This is a genomic window from Streptomyces sp. NBC_01190, from assembly GCF_045039895.1.
Taxonomy (GTDB): domain Bacteria; phylum Actinomycetota; class Actinomycetes; order Streptomycetales; family Streptomycetaceae; genus Actinacidiphila.
In genome coordinates this window covers 1,675,669-1,695,497 of record NZ_CP108580.1, presented here as the reverse complement: position 1 = coordinate 1,695,497, position 19,829 = coordinate 1,675,669, and the positions used below count along the sequence as shown (strand labels likewise).

The window sequence follows — 19,829 nt, the reverse complement described above, 5'->3', positions numbered from 1 at the left end:
GTGGTCGGCGGGGTTGCGAGAGTGGGGGCAAGATCCGGTCGGGCGGCGGGCGGGCGGGGCGGAGGGTGGTCGGCTGTGGGCAGCGCGCTTGAGGGGCCGGCCACCCGGGCCGAACTACAGGCGTACGCACGGGAGTTGACGGAGCCGCTGGTGGGCTACGCCTCGCCGGGCGGGGCCAGGATCCGGCTCGGGGTCAACATCGCCCATCACGACGACACCGCAGCCGACCTGGAGGGATATGCCCGCCCGCTGTGGGGGCTGGCCCCGCTGGCCGCCGGCGGCGGGGACTTCGGGCACTGGGACGTGTGGGCGCGCGGACTCGCGGCCGGCACCGACCCCGGCCACCCCGAGTACTGGGGCGTCCCCGACGGCATCGACCAGCGCACGGTCGAGACGGCCGCCCTCGGCTTCGCGCTGGCCCTCGTCCCCGAGCGGCTCTGGGACCCGCTCACCGGCGCCGAGCGCGACCGGGTCGGCGGCTGGCTCGCCCGCTTCCTGACCGCCCGCACCCCGGCGAACAACTGGAACTTCTTCCCGGTGATGATCAGCCTGGGCCTGGACCGGGTCGGCTACGCCCATGACACCGACGCCCGCCACGCCCGGCTCGACCGGCTGGAGAGCTACGCGCTCACCGACGGCTGGTACGCCGACGGCGCCACCGAGCAGCGCGACTACTACATCCCCTGGGCGATGCACTTCTACGGGCTGATCTACGCCGCGCTGGCCGGCGAGCGGGACCCGGCCCGCGCCGAGCGCTTCCGGCAGCGCGCCGCCGCCTTCGCCACCGGCTTCCGGCACTGGTTCGCCGACGACGGCTCCGCCGTGCCCTTCGGCCGCAGCCTCGTCTACCGCTTCGCCCAGGGCTCCTTCTGGGGCGCGCTGCCCTACGCCGAGGTGGACGCCCTGCCGTACGGCGAGGTCAAGGGGCTGCTGCTGCGGCACCTTCGCTGGTGGCGGGCGCGTACCGGGCAGACATCGCCCGGCGGGCTGCTGACCGTCGGCTACGGCTATCCGCAGCCCGCGGTCGCCGAGCAGTACAACGGACCCGCCTCGCCGTACTGGGCGCTGAAGGCGTTCCTGCCGCTGGCGCTGCCCGAAACCCATGCCTTCTGGGCGGCGGCGGAGTCACCGGCCCCGGCGGACCTGCCGCCGGCGCTCGCCCAGCCGGAGGCGGGCGCGGTGCTGATGCGCTCCGGCGGCGACGTCACCATGCTCAGCGGGCGCCAGCACAACACCTGGGCCCGCGGCGGATCGGCGAAATACGGCAAGTTCGCCTACTCCACCCGCTTCGGCTTCAGCCTGCCGGCGGGTGAACTCGGCCTGGAGCAGGGCGCTCACGACTCGATGCTCGCGGTCAGCGACGACCCCGGCGAGCCCGCGCACTTCCGGGTCCGCGAGCAGCCGGCCGACCCCGAGGTCACGGCGGCCGACGGCACGGTCCGCAGCGTGTGGCACCCGTGGCCCGACGTCGAGATCACCACCTGGCTCACCGCGGCCGCCCCCTGGCACCTGCGCACCCACCGGATCCGCACCGCGCGGCCCCTGCACACGGTCGAGAGTGCCTTCGCGGTGGACCGCGACGGCGGGACGGCGCGCCGGGAGGAGCGGCCGGGCTCCGCCATGGCGGTCTCGCGCGCCGGCGACCTCAGCGGGCTCCGCGATCTTCCCGGTGACCCGCCTGGCGGTCTCCTCGGCGCCGGTGGCGGTGGCGGTGCTGGTGCTGGTGGCCCCGACCGCGACCCCGGCCCCCACCCCGACCACCCGGCCGCCGCGCCGCGAACCGGCCGGGTGATCGACCTCCTCCCCGGCACCAACGTCCTCTTCCGCCGTACGGTCCTCCCGCTCCTCGCCGTCGACCTGCCGCCGGGCGAACACTGGCTGCGCTGCGCGGTGCTGGGTGCCGGCCCCGCCCAGGCGGCCGCGTGGGAAGGGGACGTCCCGCGGCCCGGGCCGCCGCCGCGGATCGCGGGTACCGACAGGTGAGCCGGTTGCGCACGGCCGAGCGGCAAACGCTAGCGTCGGGGGTATGACTGAGAACCGCCCCGGCGCCATCGCCCACGGCCTGGCGACCGTCGCAGACGACGGCACCGTACTCGACACCTGGTACCCCGCCCCGGAACTCGCCCCGGAGCCGGGCCCCGCGGGCACCGAGCGGCTGACCGCCGAGCAGGCGGCCGAGGCCCTGGGGGCCAACGCCCCGAAGGCCCTCGGGCCCGATCCGCGGCGCGGCGTCGAGATCCTCGCGGTCCGTACCGTCATCTCCTCGGTCGACGACAAGCCGCTCGACGCCCACGACGTCTACCTGCGGCTGCACCTGCTGAGCCACCGGCTGATCCGCCCCAACGGGCTGAACCTCGACGGCCTCTTCGGCCTGCTGGCCAACGTCGTGTGGACCTCCCTCGGGCCGGTCCCCGTCCCCAACCTGGAGGCCGCCCGGCTGGCGGCCCGCGCCGAGGGCCTGCACCTGGCGGTGTACGGCGTCGACAAGTTCCCCCGGATGACGGACTACGTCGCCCCCGCCGGGGTGCGGATCGCCGACGCCGACCGGGTCCGCCTCGGCGCGCACCTCGCGGCCGGCACCACCGTGATGCACGAGGGCTTCTGCAACTTCAACGCGGGCACCCTCGGCACCTCCATGGTCGAGGGCCGCATCTCGCAGGGCGTGGTGATCGGCGACGGCTCCGACATCGGCGGCGGCGCCTCCATCATGGGCACCCTCTCCGGCGGCGGTACGCAGCGCGTCTCGGTCGGTGAACGCAGCCTGCTGGGCGCCGAGTCGGGCCTGGGCATCGCGCTCGGCGACGACTGCGTGGTCGAGGCCGGCCTCTACGTCACCGCGGGCACCCGGGTCACCCTGCCCGACGGCAGGATCGTCAAGGCCGTCGAGCTGTCCGGCGCCGACAACCTGCTCTTCCGCCGCAACTCCACCACCGGCACGGTCGAGGTCCTCCAGCGCACCGGCTCGTGGGGCGGCCTCAACGCGATCCTGCACAGCCACAACTGACGGCCCGTCCGCCGGCCGCGCCCGGCCCCGCACCACCCCCGTGGGCGGCGGACCGGGCGCTGGCGCGCGCAACACGCCCCGGATCACGGGCCGTTGGGCTGATCCGCCGAGTGCACCGTCCCGGCTTCCGCGCCGCCCCGTGCGATCCTGGGGGTCCACATCGCGGGCAAGGCCGGGGGCCGATCAATGGACACGTTCGAGGTGCTGCGCGCCGCCGACGACGGATACGCGTATCTGGACGAGGGCGGCCATGTCTATCTCGACCACACCGGGGCCGGGCTGGCCGCCCGCGCCCAGGTGCGGGCGCACGCCGACCGGATCGCGGCCGGCTGCTTCGGCAACCCGCACTCGGTCAGCCCCGCCTCGGCGGCCTCCGGCGCCCTGGTGGACGCCACCCGCCGCCGGGTGCTCGAGCACTTCAACGCCGACCCGGCCGAGTACGCCGTGGTGTTCACCGCCAACGCCACCGGCGCCTGCCGACTGGTCGGCGAGGCCTACCCGTTCCGGCCGGGCAGCCGCCTCGCCCTCACCCTCGACAACCACAACTCCGTCAACGGCCTGCGGGAGTACGCCAGGAGCCGCGGCGCCGACACCGTGTACGTCCCGCTGACGGCCCCCGGGCTCGGCCTCGACGCCACCGCGATGCGGGCGGTACTGAACGGCGGCCGCACCGGGCTGCTCGCCTATCCCGCGCAGAGCAACTTCAGCGGCGTCCAGCACCCCCTCGACTGGGTGGCCGAGGCCCGGGGCGCGGGCTGGGACGTGCTGCTCGACGCCGCCGCCTACGCCCCGGCCAACCAGCTCGACCTGGCCCTGGTCACACCGGACTTCGTCGCGATGAGCTGGTACAAGGTCTTCGGCTACCCCACCGGACTCGGCTGTCTGATCGCGCGCAGGGAGGCACTCGCCCGGCTGCGCCGGCCCTGGTTCTCCGGCGGCACCATCCATGTCGTCAGCGCCCAGGGCCAGTGGCACCACATGGCGGACGGTGAGGCCGCGTTCGAGGACGGCACCGTCAACTACCTCAGCATCCCCGACATCGCCTGGGGTCTGGACTGGCTGCGCTCGGCGGCGGGCGGGGTGAGCGCCGTGCACCGCCATGTCACGGCGCTCACCGCGCGGTTACTGACCGGTCTGGGCGAACTCCGGCACAGCGACGGCAGTCCGCTGGTCCGGATCTACGGTCCCGCCGACCCGGCAGGGCGTGGCGGCACCGTGGCGCTCAACCTGCTCGACCCGGCCGGCCGGATCATCGACGAACGCATCGTCGCCCGGGACAGCGCGGCCCACCGCATCTCGCTGCGCACCGGGTGCTTCTGCAACCCCGGCACCGGCGAGGCCGCCTTCGCCATCGACCGGGACGTGCTCGGCGGCGCGGTCCGCACCGCCACTGGCACCATAGACGACTACCTCGGGCGGCTCGGCCTGCCGTCCGGCGGCGCGGTCCGGGTCTCCCTGGGCCTGTCCTCCAACCGGGCCGACCTTGCCGCTTTCATCGGCTTCGTCGCGGACACCTACCGCGACCGGGCGCCCGACCCGAGCGGCCTCACCCCCCGGCTGGTGTGCTGACCGCCGGCGCCACCGCCTCGCGCGCCGGTGCGGGCCGGCCGGAAGAGGAGCCGACCGTACGGCACTTGGCGGCGAGCACGGCCCACGCCACGGCCAGGAAGAGGACGGTGAAGGCGCCCAGCAGCAGCCAGCCCACCCCCACCGGCCGGGCGAAGGAGCCGCCGTAGGAGGCGAGCAGCGGCGGACCCAGCGGCGAGGCGCCACGCGCCCACAGCCTCGGCAGCCCGATCCCGCCGCCCAGCGCCTCGAACGCCCACCGGTTGGTCATCGCCGCGCTCAACACCCGGCCCGCCCAGGCCATTTGCGGCACCGGCACGAACGCCCCGGAGAAGAGCACCTGCGGGAAGCAGAGCAGCGGCAGCATCAGCGTCGCCTGACCCGGCTCGCCCACCGCGGCCGACGCCAGCAGCCCCAGGGCCAGCGCCGCCGCCGACGCCAGCAGCACGGTGGTGAAGAGCGAACCGTAGGTGCCCCAGCCGGCCGCGGGAAGCCGGTCGAGCGCAAGCAGCACCGCGAGCAGCACGGCGTCCGCCGCCGCCAGCACCGGCAGCAGCAGCGCCACCTTCGACAGCAGATACGGCCCGAGCCGCAGCACCGTCAACCGCTCCCTGCGCACCACCGGCAGCTCGCCGGAGATCTGGAGCAGCCCGTAGGTGAGTCCGAAGAAGAAGCCGCCGAAGGCGATCCAGAAGAGGATCATCGCCGCGGAACCCGGGCTCGGCGCCGAGGGATCGAAGGCTCCCGGCCGGAAGAGCAGCGCGAACATCGCCACGATGACCAGCGGCGAGCCGATCACCACCGCCGCGGTCAGCCTGTTGCGCAGCATCAGCTCGGCGCCGCGGCGGGTCAGCAGCCACCACTGGCCGAGCGGCCCCAGCGGCGAACCGGCGGCCGGCGCGGTGGTGTCGCGCGCGTCCAGAACATCGTGGCCGGGTCCCGGCAGCGGGTCGGCCGGGCGTACGGCCACCGTCTCCGGGCCGGGATCGCGCTGCTCGGCGCCGCGGGCCACCGCGCCGTACACCTCCTCCAGCGTCGCCGCCGCGAAGGCCGCCGTCAGCCCCTGCGGCGCCCCGAGGTAGGCGGGCTTCCCGGCGGGGGAGAGGAAGAGGACCCGGTCGCAGCGGGTCAGATCGGCCGGCGCGTGCGTGGTCAGCACCACGGTCACCCCTTCCCTGGCCAAGTCCCGCAAGGTGCCCATCAGTTCCGCGCCGGTCGCCGGATCGAGCCCGGTGGTCGGCTCGTCGAGGAAGAGCACCCGGGGCCTGGTCAGCAACTCCACCGCGATGCAGGCCCGCCGCCGCTCGCCCTCGCTGAGGGTGCGCACCGGCTGGAGCGCCCGCGCGGACAGCCCCACCGCGGCGAGGGCGTCGTCGACGGCGGCGCGCAGCCGTACCGCGTCGGTACGGGCCGGCATCCGCAGCCGTGCCGCGTACCCCAGCGCGCGGACCAGCGGCAGGTCCTCGTGCATGACGTTGCCGTGCGGCAGATAGCCGAGCGCGGACCGTACGTCGGCCGGTGCCGCGTCGTCGTGCCGTACCAGGCCGGTGGACGGGGTGCGGATCCCGGCCATGATCTCCAGCAGGGTGGTCTTGCCCGAGCCGCTGCCGCCCGCCACGGCGAGCAGTTCGCCCGGCGCGACGGACAGGGTCACACCCGTCAGCGTCTCGCGCGGCCCGGCCGGAGCGGTGCCGGCCTCCGGCGGGGTGTCGGTACCGCCGCCGGAACCGTCGCCGGCGCCTCGGCGCCCGCCCTTACGGCGCGGGCCGCCGCCCACCCGCCGGCCGACCTCGTACACATCGATCCGCAGACCGTTGCCGCCCATCGTCCTCCGTCCCGGGGCCGGTGCTCGGACCCGCGGCTCGACGGCCCGGGTACGTCGGTGACTTCCGCCCACTGCCGGCGGCCACGGGCCGCAGGCAGCGTACGCGAGCGGCGCCGCCCGCGCTCGGAGGTCCGGCGGCGGCATGTCTGCCGCGGCCGGACACGGGCCGGTTCCCGGCCCCGCAGGCAATACGCTGATGGCGGGTGGCCGCCCGGGTGTCCCACCGGGCGGCCGACACCGGTCGGTTCACCGCCCGCCCGCACAGCTTGTTGTCGCCTGTTTTCGCTTCTTGCCGTCTTGTTCCGTCATTCGAAGGAGAGCACGTCCTATGTCCGCAAGTCCTCTCGTTCTGCCGCCGGTGCGGCTGCTCCCCGCGGCGGAACTGGCGCGGCTGGCGCTGACGGTGCCGCTGCTGGACCGCGCGCTGGGGCTGGTGCGGTGGGCCGGTGAGGAGCGGCGGGTCGACGCGATGGGAGAACTCCTCGACGCGGATCTGGCCGAGGCCGCCGTCGCGCTGGGGATCGACCCCGAGGAGGGGCTCGGCGACGTCGCCCAGGCGTGGGGCGTCGCCGTCGAGACCGGTCTGCTCGCCCTGGAGATCGAGGAAGGTGCCGAGGAGAGCACGGGCCCCGGTGAGGCGGCCGGGCGGGCGGTGCGCGGGGATGCCTACGCGAGCGTGGCCGCGGGCGAGCCGCAGGAGGTGCTGGACGCGTGGCTGGCCGCCGCCGAGTACGCCCTCGCCGACGCCACCGCGCCCGACCTCGAAGGCCTGCGGGACGTGCTGGACGACGACGGGGACCGGTCGGTGCTGGAGTACAGCGATCACACCGGGTACACCGCCGACAGCGACGAGACGGACTGGGACCCCGAGGAGGAGGCGGAGTTCCTGGACACCGCGCTCGCCAACCTCTACGTGCTGATGGCCATGGACGGCGGCACCGATCAGGACGGCGCGGGTGGCGCGGGCGGCGCCGGCGAGGAGGAGGCCGGGGGCGCGGTACCGCTGCCCGTGCTGGCGGCCTCGCTGGTCGTACCGGACGAGCCCGGGCAGATGGAACAGCCGAGCGACGCCGTACTCGAAGAGGTCACCGAGGTGATGATGCGGCTCGACGAGCACTTCCGGCTGCTCGCGCCGACCGGGCTGCTCGAGTACCTGCCGGTGGACGAGGCGCTGATCGACGACGACGATGACGATGACGATGACGATGACGCCGAGGCCCAGGCCGGGGCGGGGCGGTCGGAGGCGGGTGCGGACGGCCTGGACGGCCTGGACGCGGAGGAGATCTCCCGGTACGGGCTGGTGCGGCTCACCCCGCTCGGGGTGCACGGGATGCGGGAGCGGCTGATCGACGCCGGGGCCCACGCGCCGGCCGTCGGCGATCTGGCGGCGGGCTCCGGGGCCGATCTGCTGGCGGCGCTGATCGACTTTCCCGATCACGCGGCCCGCGCCGAGGCGGAGTTGTGGCTCGCCGACCGCAAACCGGTCGACGCGGCGCGGGAGTTGCTCGCGGCCGGCCAGGGTGACGACGCCGAGGCGCCGACCCGGCGGCTGATCTGCCAGCAGACGCTCGCGCTGCTCGGCGGCGAGGCGGAACCGGCGTTGCGCGAGGTACTGGACGACCGCAGGCTCGGCGGCCTGGCGCGGGTCTGGCTCACCGAACACGGCGCGGCCGAGGTGCCGTTGCCCGACGCCGACATGGTGTTCTGGCTCACCATCGACACGCTCGCCGCGCAGCTCTCCGCCGACGAGGACGTGGAGCTGCTGAGTGATCTCATCCGCGATCTGGTCGCCCGGCACGACGGCTTCTTCGACGCGGCATGGCGGGTCGACCACCCCGCGACCGCCGATGTCCTGGAGGCGATGGGCCGCCTCCACCCGGACCGCAAGATCGCGAAGGACGCCCGCAAGGCCGCCTTCAAGGCGCGTTCCCGCGAGGGCGCGGCCACCCCGAACTGACCCCGCCGGCCCCACCTGCGGCCCGCCGCCGCAACGCCGTCGGCGGCGGGCACCGTCCGCCCCGCCCGGCAGCGGGCCACCGCCCGCCCCGCCCACAAACGACCGCCGCGCGCACCCGGCCCCGTCCGTAAGCGGTGCCGTCGCGCCTCGGTCGGGGGCAAGCGCTGCCGTCCGCGCTCGGTCAGGGGGCAAGCGGTCCCGTTCGGACTCGGTCCGGCGCGCGGCCGGTGCTGTTCGCAAGTGCCGCGCTCGGTCAGAGGGCAAGCGGTGCCGTCCGTGTCCGCTCGGGGCGGCCGGCCGGCCCGGCGGGGCGCGCTCAGGGCGTGGGCGCCGCCGGTTCGCGGGGTGATCGGCGATCGTCTCGCTGGAATCCGCTCCCCGTTCACCGGGCGTTGGCCCACGGCCACGAGCGTGGCAGGACCGAGCGCCAGCGGCCGGGGTCCCGCACCGCGGGGCGCGACATCACGCCCGCCGGGCGAACAAAGGAGCCGTCCGTGCCGCTCAGCCGCAGAGACGTCGTACAGCGGTCCGCGCCCGCCGGAAGCGGCGTCACCCGGGCCGGCGAGCGCGCCGGCGGCATCCTCGCCACCGCCCCGGGACATTCCCCCGCCGGCTACGGCCCGCTCCTCGACGACCCCGCGGGCCTGCTCGCTCTGCCGGCCGGCTTCTCCTACCGCGTCGTCTCCCGGGCCGGCGGCGCCGCGCTGGAGTCCGGCGAGCCCACCCCGTCCCACCCCCACGGCTGCGCCGCCTTCGCGGGCGACCGCGGCGTCGTCGTCCTGGTCACCAACCACGGACCGGACGGGCCGCGGTCCGCCGTCCCCTTCCCGGTGCCGCCCGTCCCCGGCCTGGTCTACGACCCGGCGGCGCCCGGCGGCTGCACCGTGGCGGAGCTACCGGCGGCCTGGCAGGACGCCGGCGCCGACCCGGTGACGCGGTGGGTGGCGCTGGCCGGCACCGCCGCCAACCGCGCCGGCGGCGTCACCCCTTGGGGCACCTGGCTGACCTGTGAGGGGACCGAGGACCAGGCCGGCCGGCACGGCATGACCAAGGACCACGGTTACGTCTTCGAGGTGGACCCGCGCGACCGCCGCGCCGACCTCCACCCCCGGCCGATCAAGGTGCTGGGCCGCTACGCGCACCAGGCGGTCGTGGTCGATCCCCAGCGCGGCCACCTCTACCTGACCGAGGACGCCGCGGGCCCGAACGGGCTGCTGTACCGCTGGACCCCGCCGCAGGGCTTCCAGCACGGCCCCGGCCGGCTCGCCGCCCTGCCGGACACCGCGGGCACCCTCCAGGCGTTCCGCTGCTTCGACTCGGGCGGCCGGTTCGTCGACGACCTGTCCCGCGCCACCCGGATCGGCACCGTGCTCGGCGTGGACTGGGTGGACGTGCCGGACCGGGACGCCCGGGACACCCCGGTGCGGGCCCAGTTCACCGACCAACAGGTGACCAGGGCGCGGAAGCCGGCGACCCTGTGGTGGGCCGACGGCGGCGCGTACCTCGTGTCGTCCCGCGCCCGCGACGAGAGTCCGGCGCGGCAGGACCGCGCCGTCTGGTTCTACAACCCCGCGCGCCGCACCCTGACGCTGAAGGTGCTGCCAGGCGGGGCCGCCACCCGGGAGGGGGACGGCGCCGCCGAAGGCCCGGACACCGTCACCGTCTCACCGTACGGCGATCTGATCGTCGCGGGGAACGGCAGCGGCGGCCGGCACCTGTTCGGCGCCTTGGCCGACGGGCGCACCTACCCGCTGGCCCGGGGCGAGCTGAACATCGGCACCGCGGAGCGCCCGGCGTACGGGGAGTTCACCGGGGTGACCTTCGCGCCGGACGGCCGCACGCTCTTCGCCACCCTCCAGGAGCCCGGTGTCGTGGTGGCGATCACCGGGCCCTGGCGCGGGCGGCTCACGGCCTGCTGACACCCGGCGGCGCGGTCAGAGCGCCTCCGCCCCCGGCTTCTCCAGGGCCCGCGCGGTCCGCGCGTCCACGAAGGTGCCGAGGGCCGTCATCTCCCACTCGCCGGAGAACTGCTTGATGAACTTCGCCATCAGAACGCCCGTTCGAGCCTCGCCCTTGGTGAGGTCGAAGCGGACCAACTCCTCGCCGCTGGACTCGTCGAGCAGCCGGCAGTAGGCGCTCTTGACCTTGTTGAACTTCTGGCCGGAGAAGGAGTTGACGGTGAAGACCAGCCCGGTGACCTCCGGCGGCAGCCCGCCGAGGTGGACGGTGATCGCCTCGTCGTCGCCCGAGCCCTTGCCGGTCAGATTGTCACCGTGGTGCTGGATCGCGCCGTCCAGCACCATCAGCTTGCCGAAGTAGCAGGTCGCGACGGGCGTACGCGACGCGTCGTAGGCGATGACCGAGGCGTCCAGGTCGATGTTGCGGCCGCCGAAGGCGGGTTCCCAGCCGAGGCCCATCCGGACCGAGGCGAGCAGCGGCTTGCCGGCCTTGACCAGCGAGACCGTCTCGTTCTTGCGCAGGTTGACCCGGCCCTTGTCCAGGTTGATCCGGCCGCCGGCCGCGGCCTGCGGCGCCGGTACGGACGGGGCCGCCCCGGGCGGCGGCGGCAGATGGGTGGCGGCCGGTCCGCTCGGCGGGGCCGCCTGGACGGGCGGGGCGGCCGGCGGCGCGGTCGGGGCCGGCGGGGCCGCGTTGGCCTGCTGGGCGGGCGCGGCCGGCTCGTCCACGGTGACCCCGAAGTCGGTGGCGATACCCGCCAGGCCGTTGGCGTACCCCTGGCCGATCGCCCGTACCTTCCACGCGCCGCCGCGCCGGTAGACCTCCACGATCACCAGCGCGGTCTCCGGGCCGAGCCCGGCCGGGGCGAAGGAGGCGATCGGCGCGCCGTCGTCCGCGCCGCGGACCGTGGCCGTCGGCGTCGTCCCGGCGAAGGGGCCGCCGCCGTCGAGGCTCGCGGTCACCACGATCTTGTCCACGTCGGCGGGCACGACCGCGGTGTCCACCACGATCGCGTCGGGACCCGCGCCGTTGCCCGGGCGATAGGCGACCCCGGCGCCCTGCGGCTGGTTGTAGAAGACGAAGTCGTCATCCGAGCGGACCTTGCCGTTCGCGCCCAGCAGCAGCCCCGACACATCGAGCCGCACCGCTGCGGCCACCTCCACGGCCACCCGGTCCACCGCGAGCGGCACATTCGAGCCCGGCGTCATAGCGTTCATGTCCGGGCTAACGACCGACCCCGCTTTGCGGTTCCATTACCCCCGCACCAGAGGGACCCCCGATTCGGCCGGCAGCGCCAGCCCGTCGGTGCTGCCCGGCGGGAGCGCGAAAGCCGAGGCCACCTCGGCGGGCAGCGGGGCGACGCCGAGCAGCGCGGCGACCGTCCTGGCGGTGAGCCGGTGCCACAGCGAGGCCTTCCGCAGCATCGCGTGGTCGCCGTCCGGCAGCTCGTAACGGCAGACTTCGGCGCCCGCCTCGCGCGCCTCGACCGCCATCCGCAGCGACTTGTCGGGCGAGGTGATCCGGTCGCCCCTGGCGTGCACGAAGACCAGCCGGGTGCCGGCCAGTCCGGCCACCGGTTCGCCCGGCGGGCACCAGGGGGCGAGCGCCACCACCCCGCTCACCCCGGTCACCGCCGGATCGCCCGCCGCCCGCAGCGCCGCCCGGCCGCCCATCGAGTGGCCGACCAGCACGACGGGGGCGCCGTCGGTCAGCCGGGCGAGCTCCGTCACCGCCTCGATCGCGTCCCGGGCGGCGTCCGCGCGGTCGCCGTTCCAGCCGCGGTGCCGGTAGCGGGCCTCGGCGATCGCGACGCTCCGCTCGCCCGTCGCCTCGCCGATCACCCGGACGAAGGGCCGCATCCGCCAGGCGGGAGCGTTCAGCCGGGTCGGCTTGCCGAGCCCCTGTTCGCGGCCGCCGTGCAGCAGCAGCACCGCCGCGGTCGCCCCGCGCGGCAGCGTCCGCACCATCAGCCGATCGTTCGGCCGGTCGCCGTCTCCCATGGCCCGCCTCTCCTCCTGTGTCCCGCCGTGTCCTGCCGAGCTGAGCTTCGTCCTGCCGGGTCCTGCCGGTTCCTGTCGGGTCCCGCCGGGTCGTGCTGGGCACCGCTTCGTCCTCCTGGGTGGTACTTCGTTCCCGCGGGTCCCGCGTCTTGCCCCGTTGTGCCGCGTCCCGCGGGGCCCGTCCGCAGGCCCATGCATAACAGGTCGCCGCCGCCCCCGGCGCCGCGAAACCCCGCACGCGGGGCGCGCGGCGCCGGGCGGGGCGCGCCGACGCGGTGTGGCGTGCCCCACCTGCGGGTTGCGGAGGAGGATTGGCACGTATGCCGGGGTAGGGACTTCACGTACGCTCGGCCCGGGATCTTTTCGGGATGCCCTCCGGACGTCCCGGGGCGGCGAGCGCGTTGCGGGAGGGTGAGGGCGTTGGCACAGCAGGGTCCGGCTCGAGCCGGGCGCGAGGGCCCCGCCCCGGCCGAGGCGGTGGCGGAGATCGCGCCGGCCCGGTTCTCGCGGTCCCGCGAGCCCGGGGGACTCGACGTCAGGGTCGGCCGCGGCCGGGACGCCCCCGACACCGTGCTGCTGGTCGAGGACGACGAGGGCGACGCGCTCCTGGTCGAGGAGTACCTGGCCGACGGCCCCGTCCCGCCCCGGTTGCTGCGCGCGCGCAATCTCGCCGAAGCGGTCAAGCTGCTCACCGCGGGACCCACCCCCGATTGCGTGCTGCTCGATCTGCACCTGCCCGACGCCTTCGGCCTGGAGGCGGTGACCCGCCTGCTGCGTGACGCGCCGGGCGCCCCCGTCGTCGTCCTCACCGGCCTGACCGAGGAGGACTCGGGGCTGGCCGCGGTCGCGGCCGGCGCCCATGAGTACCTGTCGAAGAGCCTGCTCGAACCGCAGTCCCTGAACCGTGCCATCCGCTACGCCGTCCAGCGCAAGCAGATCGAGCGGGCCACGGTGGCGCTGCGGGAGAGCCTGCTGCGGGCGGAGGAGAACGCCCGGCTGGAACGGGGCCTGCTGCCCACCCCGTTGCTGCGCACCGACGACCTGCTGGTGGCGACCCGCTACCGGCCGGGCCGCGACCTGGCACTGCTCGGCGGTGACTTCTACGACCTGGTGCAGGCCGAGGACGGCACCGTGCACGTCGTGATCGGCGACGTCTCGGGCCACGGCGCCGCGGAAGCCGCGCTCGGGGTGTGTCTGCGGGTGGCGTGGCGGGCCTTCGTGCTGGCCGGCACCGGCACCGCCGACCGGACCCGGCTGCTGGAGCAGATCCTCGTCGCGGAACGCGCCGGGTCCGATGTCTTCGCGACCCTCCTCACCCTGGAGTTCCCGCCCGACCGCCGTTCGGTACGGTTGGTCAGAGCCGGGCACCCGGGGCTGCTGCTGCGCCGGGGCGCCGAGGTGGAGTGGTATGAACCGGCCGGCGGGCCCGCGCTCGGCCTGCTGCCGGGCTTCGCCCGGTGGCCGGTGACCACGATGCCGCTGGACGGCGAGTCGTTGGTGCTCTTCACCGACGGCCTCTTCGAGTGGCGGCTGGACGGCGGCCCGGAGCGGCTCGGTGAGGAGGGCCTGCTGGCTCTGGCCCGGCGGCACGGTGCCCTGCCGCCGGACGCCTTCGTGGACGCCCTGATCGGCGCCGCCGAATCGGCCACCGCCGGGCATGGCGGGCTGGCCGACGACGCGGCCGTGGTACTCGTCGGATGGAAACCCGTACGGTGACAGACGGACCGGTAGAAGCACGGAGAGACGCGACAGCGGACGTGACGACAGACGCGACGGCACCGCATGGCCAGGGCGACGGGGCGAAGGACCCGGCCGGACAGGTGCCCATCCACCCGCAGGCGCCCGCCCCGCCGGACCCGGCCGCCCCGCCGACCGCCGGGAGCCCGGCCCCGCCGGCCTTCGCCGGCGCCGTCAGGGACCGGCTGCGCGGCCGGGCGACCGTACAGGTGTGGTTCAACCTGGTGCTCGGCGTCATGGTGCTGCTCGTGGTGGTCTTCGCGGTGATCGGCGCCCGGGTGCTGGCCCACAACTCCCAGGTGTCGGACGATCTCGCCGGCCGGGTGCAGCCCGCCCGCGTCGAAGGGGTGCGGCTCCAGTCGGCGCTTCTCGACCAGGAGACCGGCGTCCGCGGCTACGTGCTGACCCACAACACCCAGTTCCTCGCGCCCTACACCCAGGGGCTGGCCGAGGAGAAGCAGATAGCCGCTCAACTGCGCCCGCTGATCAGCGCCAACGATCGAGCCAGCGACGATCTCCGGGCGATCCAGGACGCCGCCGCCCAGTGGCGCGCCGCCTACGCCGGTCCGCTCGTCGAGCACGCCCGGCAGGGGCTGCCGGAGTCGGCCGACAGCGCCCTGCTGGACGGCAGCAAACACGCCTTCGACCGGATCCGCGCCCTGTGCGACCAGGAGGACGCGCACCTGCTCGCCGACCGGCAGGACAGCCAGGCGCAGCTGCGGCACACCGAGGGCGAGCGGGACATCCTCTTCCTGGCCATGCTGGCCTGCTTCCTGATCGCCGCGCTGGTGCTCGCGATGCTGCTGCGGCAGATCGTCGGCCGGCCGCTGAACCGGCTGCGGGACGGCGCGCTGCGGGTGGCCGCCGGTGACTTCGAGGGCCGGATCGCCCCGGCGGGACCGGCCGATCTGCGGATCCTCGCCGCGGCGGTGGAGGCGATGCGCGGCGGCCTGGCCGGAGCGCTCGCCCGGGCCAACGAGCAGGGCGACCGGCTGGCCGGCCAGGCGCGCGAACTGACCGCTCAGGCACAGGAGCTGACCTCGCAGGCCGAGGAGCTGCGCCGGTCCAACGCCGAGCTGGAGCAGTTCGCCTACGTCGCCTCCCACGACCTCCAGGAGCCGCTGCGCAAGGTCGCCTCCTTCTGCCAGCTGCTGGAGAAGCGCTACCGCGACAAGCTCGACGAACGCGGGGTGCAGTACATCGACTTCGCGGTGGACGGCGCCAAGCGGATGCAGATCCTGATCACCGATCTGCTCGCCTTCTCCCGGGTCGGCCGCACCTATGACGACCGGGTGCCGGTCCGGCTCGACCGGGCCCTCGACCTCGCGCTCGCCAACCTCGCCGAGGCCCTGGAGGACTCCGGCGCGCGGGTCCAGCGGCCGGCCGCGCTGCCCGAGACGATCGGCGACCCGACGCTGCTCACCATGGTGTGGCAGAACCTGGTCGGCAACGCGGTCAAGTTCCGTTCGCCCGACCACCCGCCCCTGATCACCGTGGAGTGCGCCACCGGCCCGGACGGCGAGTCGGTCCTCACCGTCACCGACAACGGGATCGGGATCGCGCCGGAGTTCAGCGAGAAGGTCTTCGTGATCTTCCAGCGGCTGCACAGCCGGGACGTCTACGAGGGCACCGGGATCGGCCTGGCCATGTGCCGGAAGATCATCGAACACCATGGTGGCAGAATCGGTGTGGACACCTCGTACACCGAGGGGACCCGGATCCGGTTCTCGCTGCCCCCGGTCCCCGTGGACTCCGCGCACCCGGTGGACACCGCCGATTCCCCGGACCCCGTGAACCCGGTGGAACCCCTGGACCCGAACGCCGAGGGAGCACAGCCCGGATGACCGCCGCCGCCAAGCCGATCGAGGTCCTGCTCGTCGAGGACGACGCCGGTGACGAGCTGATGACCAGGGAAGCGTTCGAGGACAACAAGATCCGCAACACCCTGCACGTGGTGCGCGACGGCCAGGAGGCGCTGAACTTCCTCTACCGGCGCGGTGCCCACATCGACGCGGTGCGCCCCGATCTGATCCTGCTCGACCTCAACCTGCCCAAGTACGACGGCCGGCAGGTGCTGGAGCGGATCAAGGGCGATCCCGAGCTGTCCGCCATCCCGATCGTGGTGCTCACCACCTCCTCCGCCGAGGAGGACATCGTGCGCAGCTACAAGCTGCACGCCAACGCCTACGTCACCAAGCCCGTCGACCTGGTGCAGTTCATCCAGGCGGTGCGGCAGATCGACGAGTTCTTCGTCTCTGTGGTGCGGCTGCCGGGCCGCTGACCGAGGTCTTCGGGGCCGTCTGGGCCGCCTGGGCCGTCGCGGGAGCCGGGGCCTTCGGGGCTGTCAGGGGCACCGTCAGAGTTCCCAGCGCGGCGGGTCGGTGCAGAAGGCCCCGCCGAGGTTGGCGTGGGCCGGGTCGTCCGGGTCCAGGTCGCCTTGTTCGGCGATGAGCGCCGCCGCGAAGGGCTCGGAGTCGTCCCGCGGCTCGTACCCCAGCGCCCGGGCCGGCGCGAGGTCCCACCACAGCCGGGTGTTGGCCGAGCTGCCGTAGACGACGGTGTGCCCGCTGACCTCGGCGGTGAGCGCCGCGTGGAAGAGCCGGGCGCCGTCGGCCGGGCTCAGCCACACCGACAGCATCCGTACGGTGCTGGGCGCGGGGTAGCAGGAGCCGATCCGGATCGACACGGTGTCGATGCCGTGTACATCGGCGTAGAGCTGGGCGAGGTCCTCGCCGAAGCACTTGGAGAGCCCGTAGTAGGTGTCGGGGCGGCGCGGGGTGGTGATCGGGATCAGCGGGTCGGCGCCGCGCGGGCGCGGGGTGAAGCCGACGGCGTGGTTGCTGGAGGCGAAGACGATCCGGCGCACGCCTTCTTCGCGGGCCGCCTCGTAGAGGTGATAGGTGCCCTCGATGTTGGCCCGCAGGATCCGGTCGAACTCCGATTCCTTGGAGATCCCGGCGAGGTGCAGTACCGCGTCGACTCCCCGGACGGCCTCGCGCAGCGCGTCCCGGTCGGAGAGTTCCGCGGTGATGGCGGTACCGGCGCCCGGACCGTCCCCGACCGGGCGGGCATCGAACAGCCGCAGGTCGTACCCGAACGAGGGCAGCAGCTCACGCATGAGGGTGCCGAGGCCGCCGGCCGCGCCGGTGAGCAGGACGGTCCGCGGGGTGGTTCCTGGCGTGCTTCGCGGGGCGCTTCGTTCGGCGCCGGCCGGAGGGGTCGAACCGGACATACGGAGGGATCACCTCGGTCTCACCGGCCGTGGTGAGCCGGTGCGGAGCGGCTCGCCGCGGCCCTGTGCGGACGGCTGACTCCGCCGAGTATATCCATGGCCGCCATTCATATACGTGTACGGCTGTGTGTACGGCGGCGGGTCGCACAGCTTGCTGCGGAAGGATGGGGCGGTGCTCCAGGTGCCTGCTCGTCGGCTTGACCGCCGCCGGGAGCCTCGCTTAGCGTGGCAGCGTTCACGAATATGGACGCCAATCAGAAGAGCGCACAACTCACTGGGGGAACCCCGATGACCTCACCCTCACCCGCACTCGCTGAACGACTCGACGGCCTGCTCTTCTTCCCCGTGACCGCCTTCGGGCCGGACGGCGGGCTCGATCTCGACGTCTTCCGCGCCCATGTGCGCGCGGGTGTCGCGGCCGGGGCGGCGGCGGTCTTCGCCTGCTGCGGCACGGGTGAGTTCCACGCGCTGACCGCCGAGGAGTTCGGCGCGCTGGTGGCCGCCGCCGTCGAGGAGACGGCCGGCCGGGTGCCGGTGGTGGCCGGCGCCGGCTACGGCACCGCGCTCGCCCTGGAGTACGCCGGGATCGCCGAGCAGGCCGGCGCCGACGGGCTGCTCGCCATGCCGCCCTACCTCGTCGTCGCCGACCAGGCGGGCCTGCTGCGGCACTACACCGCGCTCGCCGCCGGCACCTCCCTCGACGTGATCGTCTACCAGCGGGACAACGCGGTCTTCACCCCGGAGACGGTCGTGGCGCTCGCCCAGGTGCCCAACATCATCGGCCTCAAGGACGGTTGCGGCGACCTGGACCTGATGCAGCGGATCATCAGCGCGGTCCGCACCGAACTGCCCGGCCATGACTTCCTCTACTTCAACGGCCTGCCCACCGCGGAACTCACCGGGCTCGCCTACCGCGGCATCGGGGTGCGCCTCTACTCCTCGGCGGTCTTCGCCTTCTCGCCCGAGATCGCCCTCGCCTTCAACCGGGCGCTCACCAGCGGCGACGACGCCACCGTGGACAAACTGCTCGACGGCTTCTACCGGCCGCTGGTCGACCTGCGCAACCAGGGCCGCGGTTACGCGGTCTCGCTGGTCAAGGCGGCGGTGCGGCTGCGCGGTCTGGATGTCGGCGAGGTGCGCCCGCCGCTGTCCGAACCGTCGCCCGGACACATCAAGGAGCTGGGCGAACTCATCGAGCGGGGCCTGGCGCTGCTCGGCGACCGCCCGGCCGCCACCTGACCGCGATCGACGGCGAACAGAGGCATCCCCCCGTGAAGACCGCCGTATTCCTCTATCCGTGGGACGTCGTGGGCGACCCGGAAGCCGCCGACCGGGTCGCCGGGCTCGGCGTCCAGCAGGTCACCCTGGCCGCCGCCTACCACTCCACCCGGGCGCTGACCCCGCGCCACCCCCGGCACCGCGTGGTCACCGCCGAGCACGCCGCCGTCCTCTACCCGCCCGATGAACAGCGCTGGCGGGGACGGGAGTTGCGCCCCTACCCGGCCGGCCACTGGGCGGCGACGCGCGACGATCACGGCGCCGCCGCCGATGCCCTGCGCGCGGCCGGTCTCGACGTCCACACCTGGGTGGTGCTGGCCCACAACTCCCGTCTCGGCACCGAGAATCCGCGGACTTCGGTGGTCAACGCCTATGGTGACCGCTACCCGTGGGCGCCCTGCGTCGCGCAGCCCGAGGTCCGCCGCTATCTGATCGACCTCGCCGCCGAGGCCGCGGTACGGCCGGGGGCGGCCGGCACCGAACTGGAGTCCCTCGGCTGGTACGGCCTGGCCCATCTGCACGCCCACGACAAGATCGCCGGCGTCCCGCTCGGCGACGCGGCCCAGTACCTGATGTCGCTCTGCTTCTGCCCGCACTGCCGGGACGGGTACGCCCGGTCCGGCGCCGACCCCGACGAACTCGCCGCCGCGGTCCGCGAGGCACTGGTGCCCGTCTGGCGCGGAGCGGACCCCGGGGAGCACAGTGGAGAGCGCCCCGGGCGGAACGGCGGCGGGCAGGCCGGGGCCGGGGTGCCCGGGATCGTCCGGCTGCTCGGCGAGGAGTTCACCGCGCGCAGCCTCGACTGGCGGCTGCGGACGGCCCGTTCGCTCCAGGAGGAGGCGGTCGCCGCGGTCCGGGCCGCCGCCCCGGCCGGCTTCCAGGTGCTGATGCACGCCGACCCGGCCCCGTACCGCTGCGGGGCCAACGCCGGTGTGGAGCCGGCCCACATCCTTCGCCACACCGACGGCCTGGTGCTGCCCTGCGCCGGCGGACCCGCGGTGCGCGAGGCGATGCTCGGCCCGACCGCGCCGCACCGGCGCCCGGGCTCCGTGCTCGCCGCCAACTTCACGGTGGTGGCCGGGATGGGCGGCAGCCCGGCCACGCTGGCGGCGGACGCGGCGCACGCCGCCGCGCTCGGCGCCACCGAACTGCGCCTCTACCACGCGGGCTTGGCCTCGGACGCGGATCTGGCGGCGGTGCGGGAGGGTCTGGCGGCGGTGCGCGCGGCGACCGGCTGAAGGGCGGGGCCAGGCGGGGCTGGCGATGGACTG

At 74.6% G+C, this 19,829-nt stretch carries 14 protein-coding genes; 10 read left to right on the top strand and 4 right to left on the bottom strand.

Annotated features, from left to right (window positions below):
- Positions 1-75: 75 nt before the first annotated feature.
- The 3 genes from OG519_RS07175 to OG519_RS07165 all read left to right on the top strand — a co-directional run bounded on the left by OG519_RS07175 (position 76) and on the right by OG519_RS07165 (position 4,573).
- Positions 76-1,983, top strand: coding sequence for a DUF2264 domain-containing protein (locus OG519_RS07175; RefSeq protein ID WP_405580129.1), 1,908 nt, complete (start codon positions 76-78; stop codon positions 1,981-1,983).
- A gap of 43 nt (positions 1,984-2,026) precedes the next feature.
- The gene (dapD, locus tag OG519_RS07170; protein ID WP_405580126.1) at positions 2,027-3,004 is read left to right on the top strand and encodes a 2,3,4,5-tetrahydropyridine-2,6-dicarboxylate N-succinyltransferase; all 978 of its coding nucleotides are present in this window, start codon (positions 2,027-2,029) and stop codon (positions 3,002-3,004) included.
- Positions 3,005-3,190: 186 nt separating this feature from the next.
- Complete coding sequence (locus tag OG519_RS07165) at positions 3,191-4,573, top strand: aminotransferase class V-fold PLP-dependent enzyme (protein WP_405580123.1); 1,383 nt, start codon at positions 3,191-3,193, stop codon at positions 4,571-4,573.
- Here OG519_RS07165 and OG519_RS07160 read toward each other — a convergent pair.
- Positions 4,551-6,395: an ATP-binding cassette domain-containing protein gene (locus OG519_RS07160; RefSeq protein ID WP_405580121.1), complete on the bottom strand. Its 1,845-nt coding sequence runs from the start codon at positions 6,393-6,395 to the stop codon at positions 4,551-4,553. The genes OG519_RS07165 and OG519_RS07160 overlap by 23 nt on opposite strands.
- A 328-nt stretch (positions 6,396-6,723) precedes the next feature.
- On the opposite strand from OG519_RS07160, the gene OG519_RS07155 reads away from it, so the two are divergent.
- Together OG519_RS07155 and OG519_RS07150 are read left to right on the top strand one after the other, a co-directional pair.
- A complete protein-coding gene (locus tag OG519_RS07155; RefSeq protein ID WP_405580118.1) occupies positions 6,724-8,352 on the top strand; it encodes a hypothetical protein in 1,629 nt (542 codons plus the stop codon).
- Positions 8,353-8,846: 494 nt separating this feature from the next.
- Positions 8,847-10,271: an alkaline phosphatase PhoX gene (locus OG519_RS07150; RefSeq protein ID WP_405580115.1), complete on the top strand. Its 1,425-nt coding sequence runs from the start codon at positions 8,847-8,849 to the stop codon at positions 10,269-10,271.
- A 15-nt stretch (positions 10,272-10,286) separates the two neighbouring features.
- On the opposite strand, the gene OG519_RS07145 is transcribed toward OG519_RS07150, so the two are convergent.
- Together OG519_RS07145 and OG519_RS07140 are read right to left on the bottom strand one after the other, a co-directional pair.
- The gene (locus OG519_RS07145) at positions 10,287-11,519 is read right to left on the bottom strand and encodes a TerD family protein (RefSeq protein ID WP_405592529.1); all 1,233 of its coding nucleotides are present in this window, start codon (positions 11,517-11,519) and stop codon (positions 10,287-10,289) included.
- Between the two features lie 45 nt (positions 11,520-11,564).
- Positions 11,565-12,311, bottom strand: a complete 747-nt coding sequence (locus OG519_RS07140; protein WP_405580113.1) for a dienelactone hydrolase family protein — start codon at positions 12,309-12,311, stop codon at positions 11,565-11,567.
- Between the two features lie 420 nt (positions 12,312-12,731).
- Here OG519_RS07140 and OG519_RS07135 point away from each other — a divergent pair, with 420 nt between their 5' ends.
- From OG519_RS07135 to OG519_RS07125, 3 genes are all read left to right on the top strand, one after another.
- A complete protein-coding gene (locus tag OG519_RS07135; RefSeq protein ID WP_405580110.1) occupies positions 12,732-14,027 on the top strand; it encodes a PP2C family protein-serine/threonine phosphatase in 1,296 nt (431 codons plus the stop codon).
- Between the two features lie 257 nt (positions 14,028-14,284).
- Entirely contained in the window at positions 14,285-15,892 is a 1,608-nt protein-coding gene (locus OG519_RS07130) for an ATP-binding protein (protein WP_405592527.1), read from the top strand.
- Entirely contained in the window at positions 15,889-16,329 is a 441-nt protein-coding gene (locus OG519_RS07125) for a response regulator (protein WP_405580107.1), read from the top strand. Before OG519_RS07130 ends, OG519_RS07125 begins: the two co-directional genes overlap by 4 nt.
- Before the next feature lie 75 nt (positions 16,330-16,404).
- Here OG519_RS07125 and OG519_RS07120 read toward each other — a convergent pair whose 3' ends face one another.
- The gene (locus tag OG519_RS07120; RefSeq protein ID WP_405580104.1) at positions 16,405-17,280 is read right to left on the bottom strand and encodes an NAD-dependent epimerase/dehydratase family protein; all 876 of its coding nucleotides are present in this window, start codon (positions 17,278-17,280) and stop codon (positions 16,405-16,407) included.
- Between the two features lie 288 nt (positions 17,281-17,568).
- On the opposite strand from OG519_RS07120, the gene OG519_RS07115 reads away from it, so the two are divergent.
- Both OG519_RS07115 and OG519_RS07110 read left to right on the top strand, forming a co-directional pair.
- A complete protein-coding gene (locus OG519_RS07115; RefSeq protein ID WP_405580101.1) occupies positions 17,569-18,519 on the top strand; it encodes a 5-dehydro-4-deoxyglucarate dehydratase in 951 nt (316 codons plus the stop codon).
- A gap of 32 nt (positions 18,520-18,551) precedes the next feature.
- Complete coding sequence (locus tag OG519_RS07110) at positions 18,552-19,796, top strand: hypothetical protein (RefSeq protein ID WP_405580098.1); 1,245 nt, start codon at positions 18,552-18,554, stop codon at positions 19,794-19,796.
- Positions 19,797-19,829 lie beyond the last annotated feature (33 nt).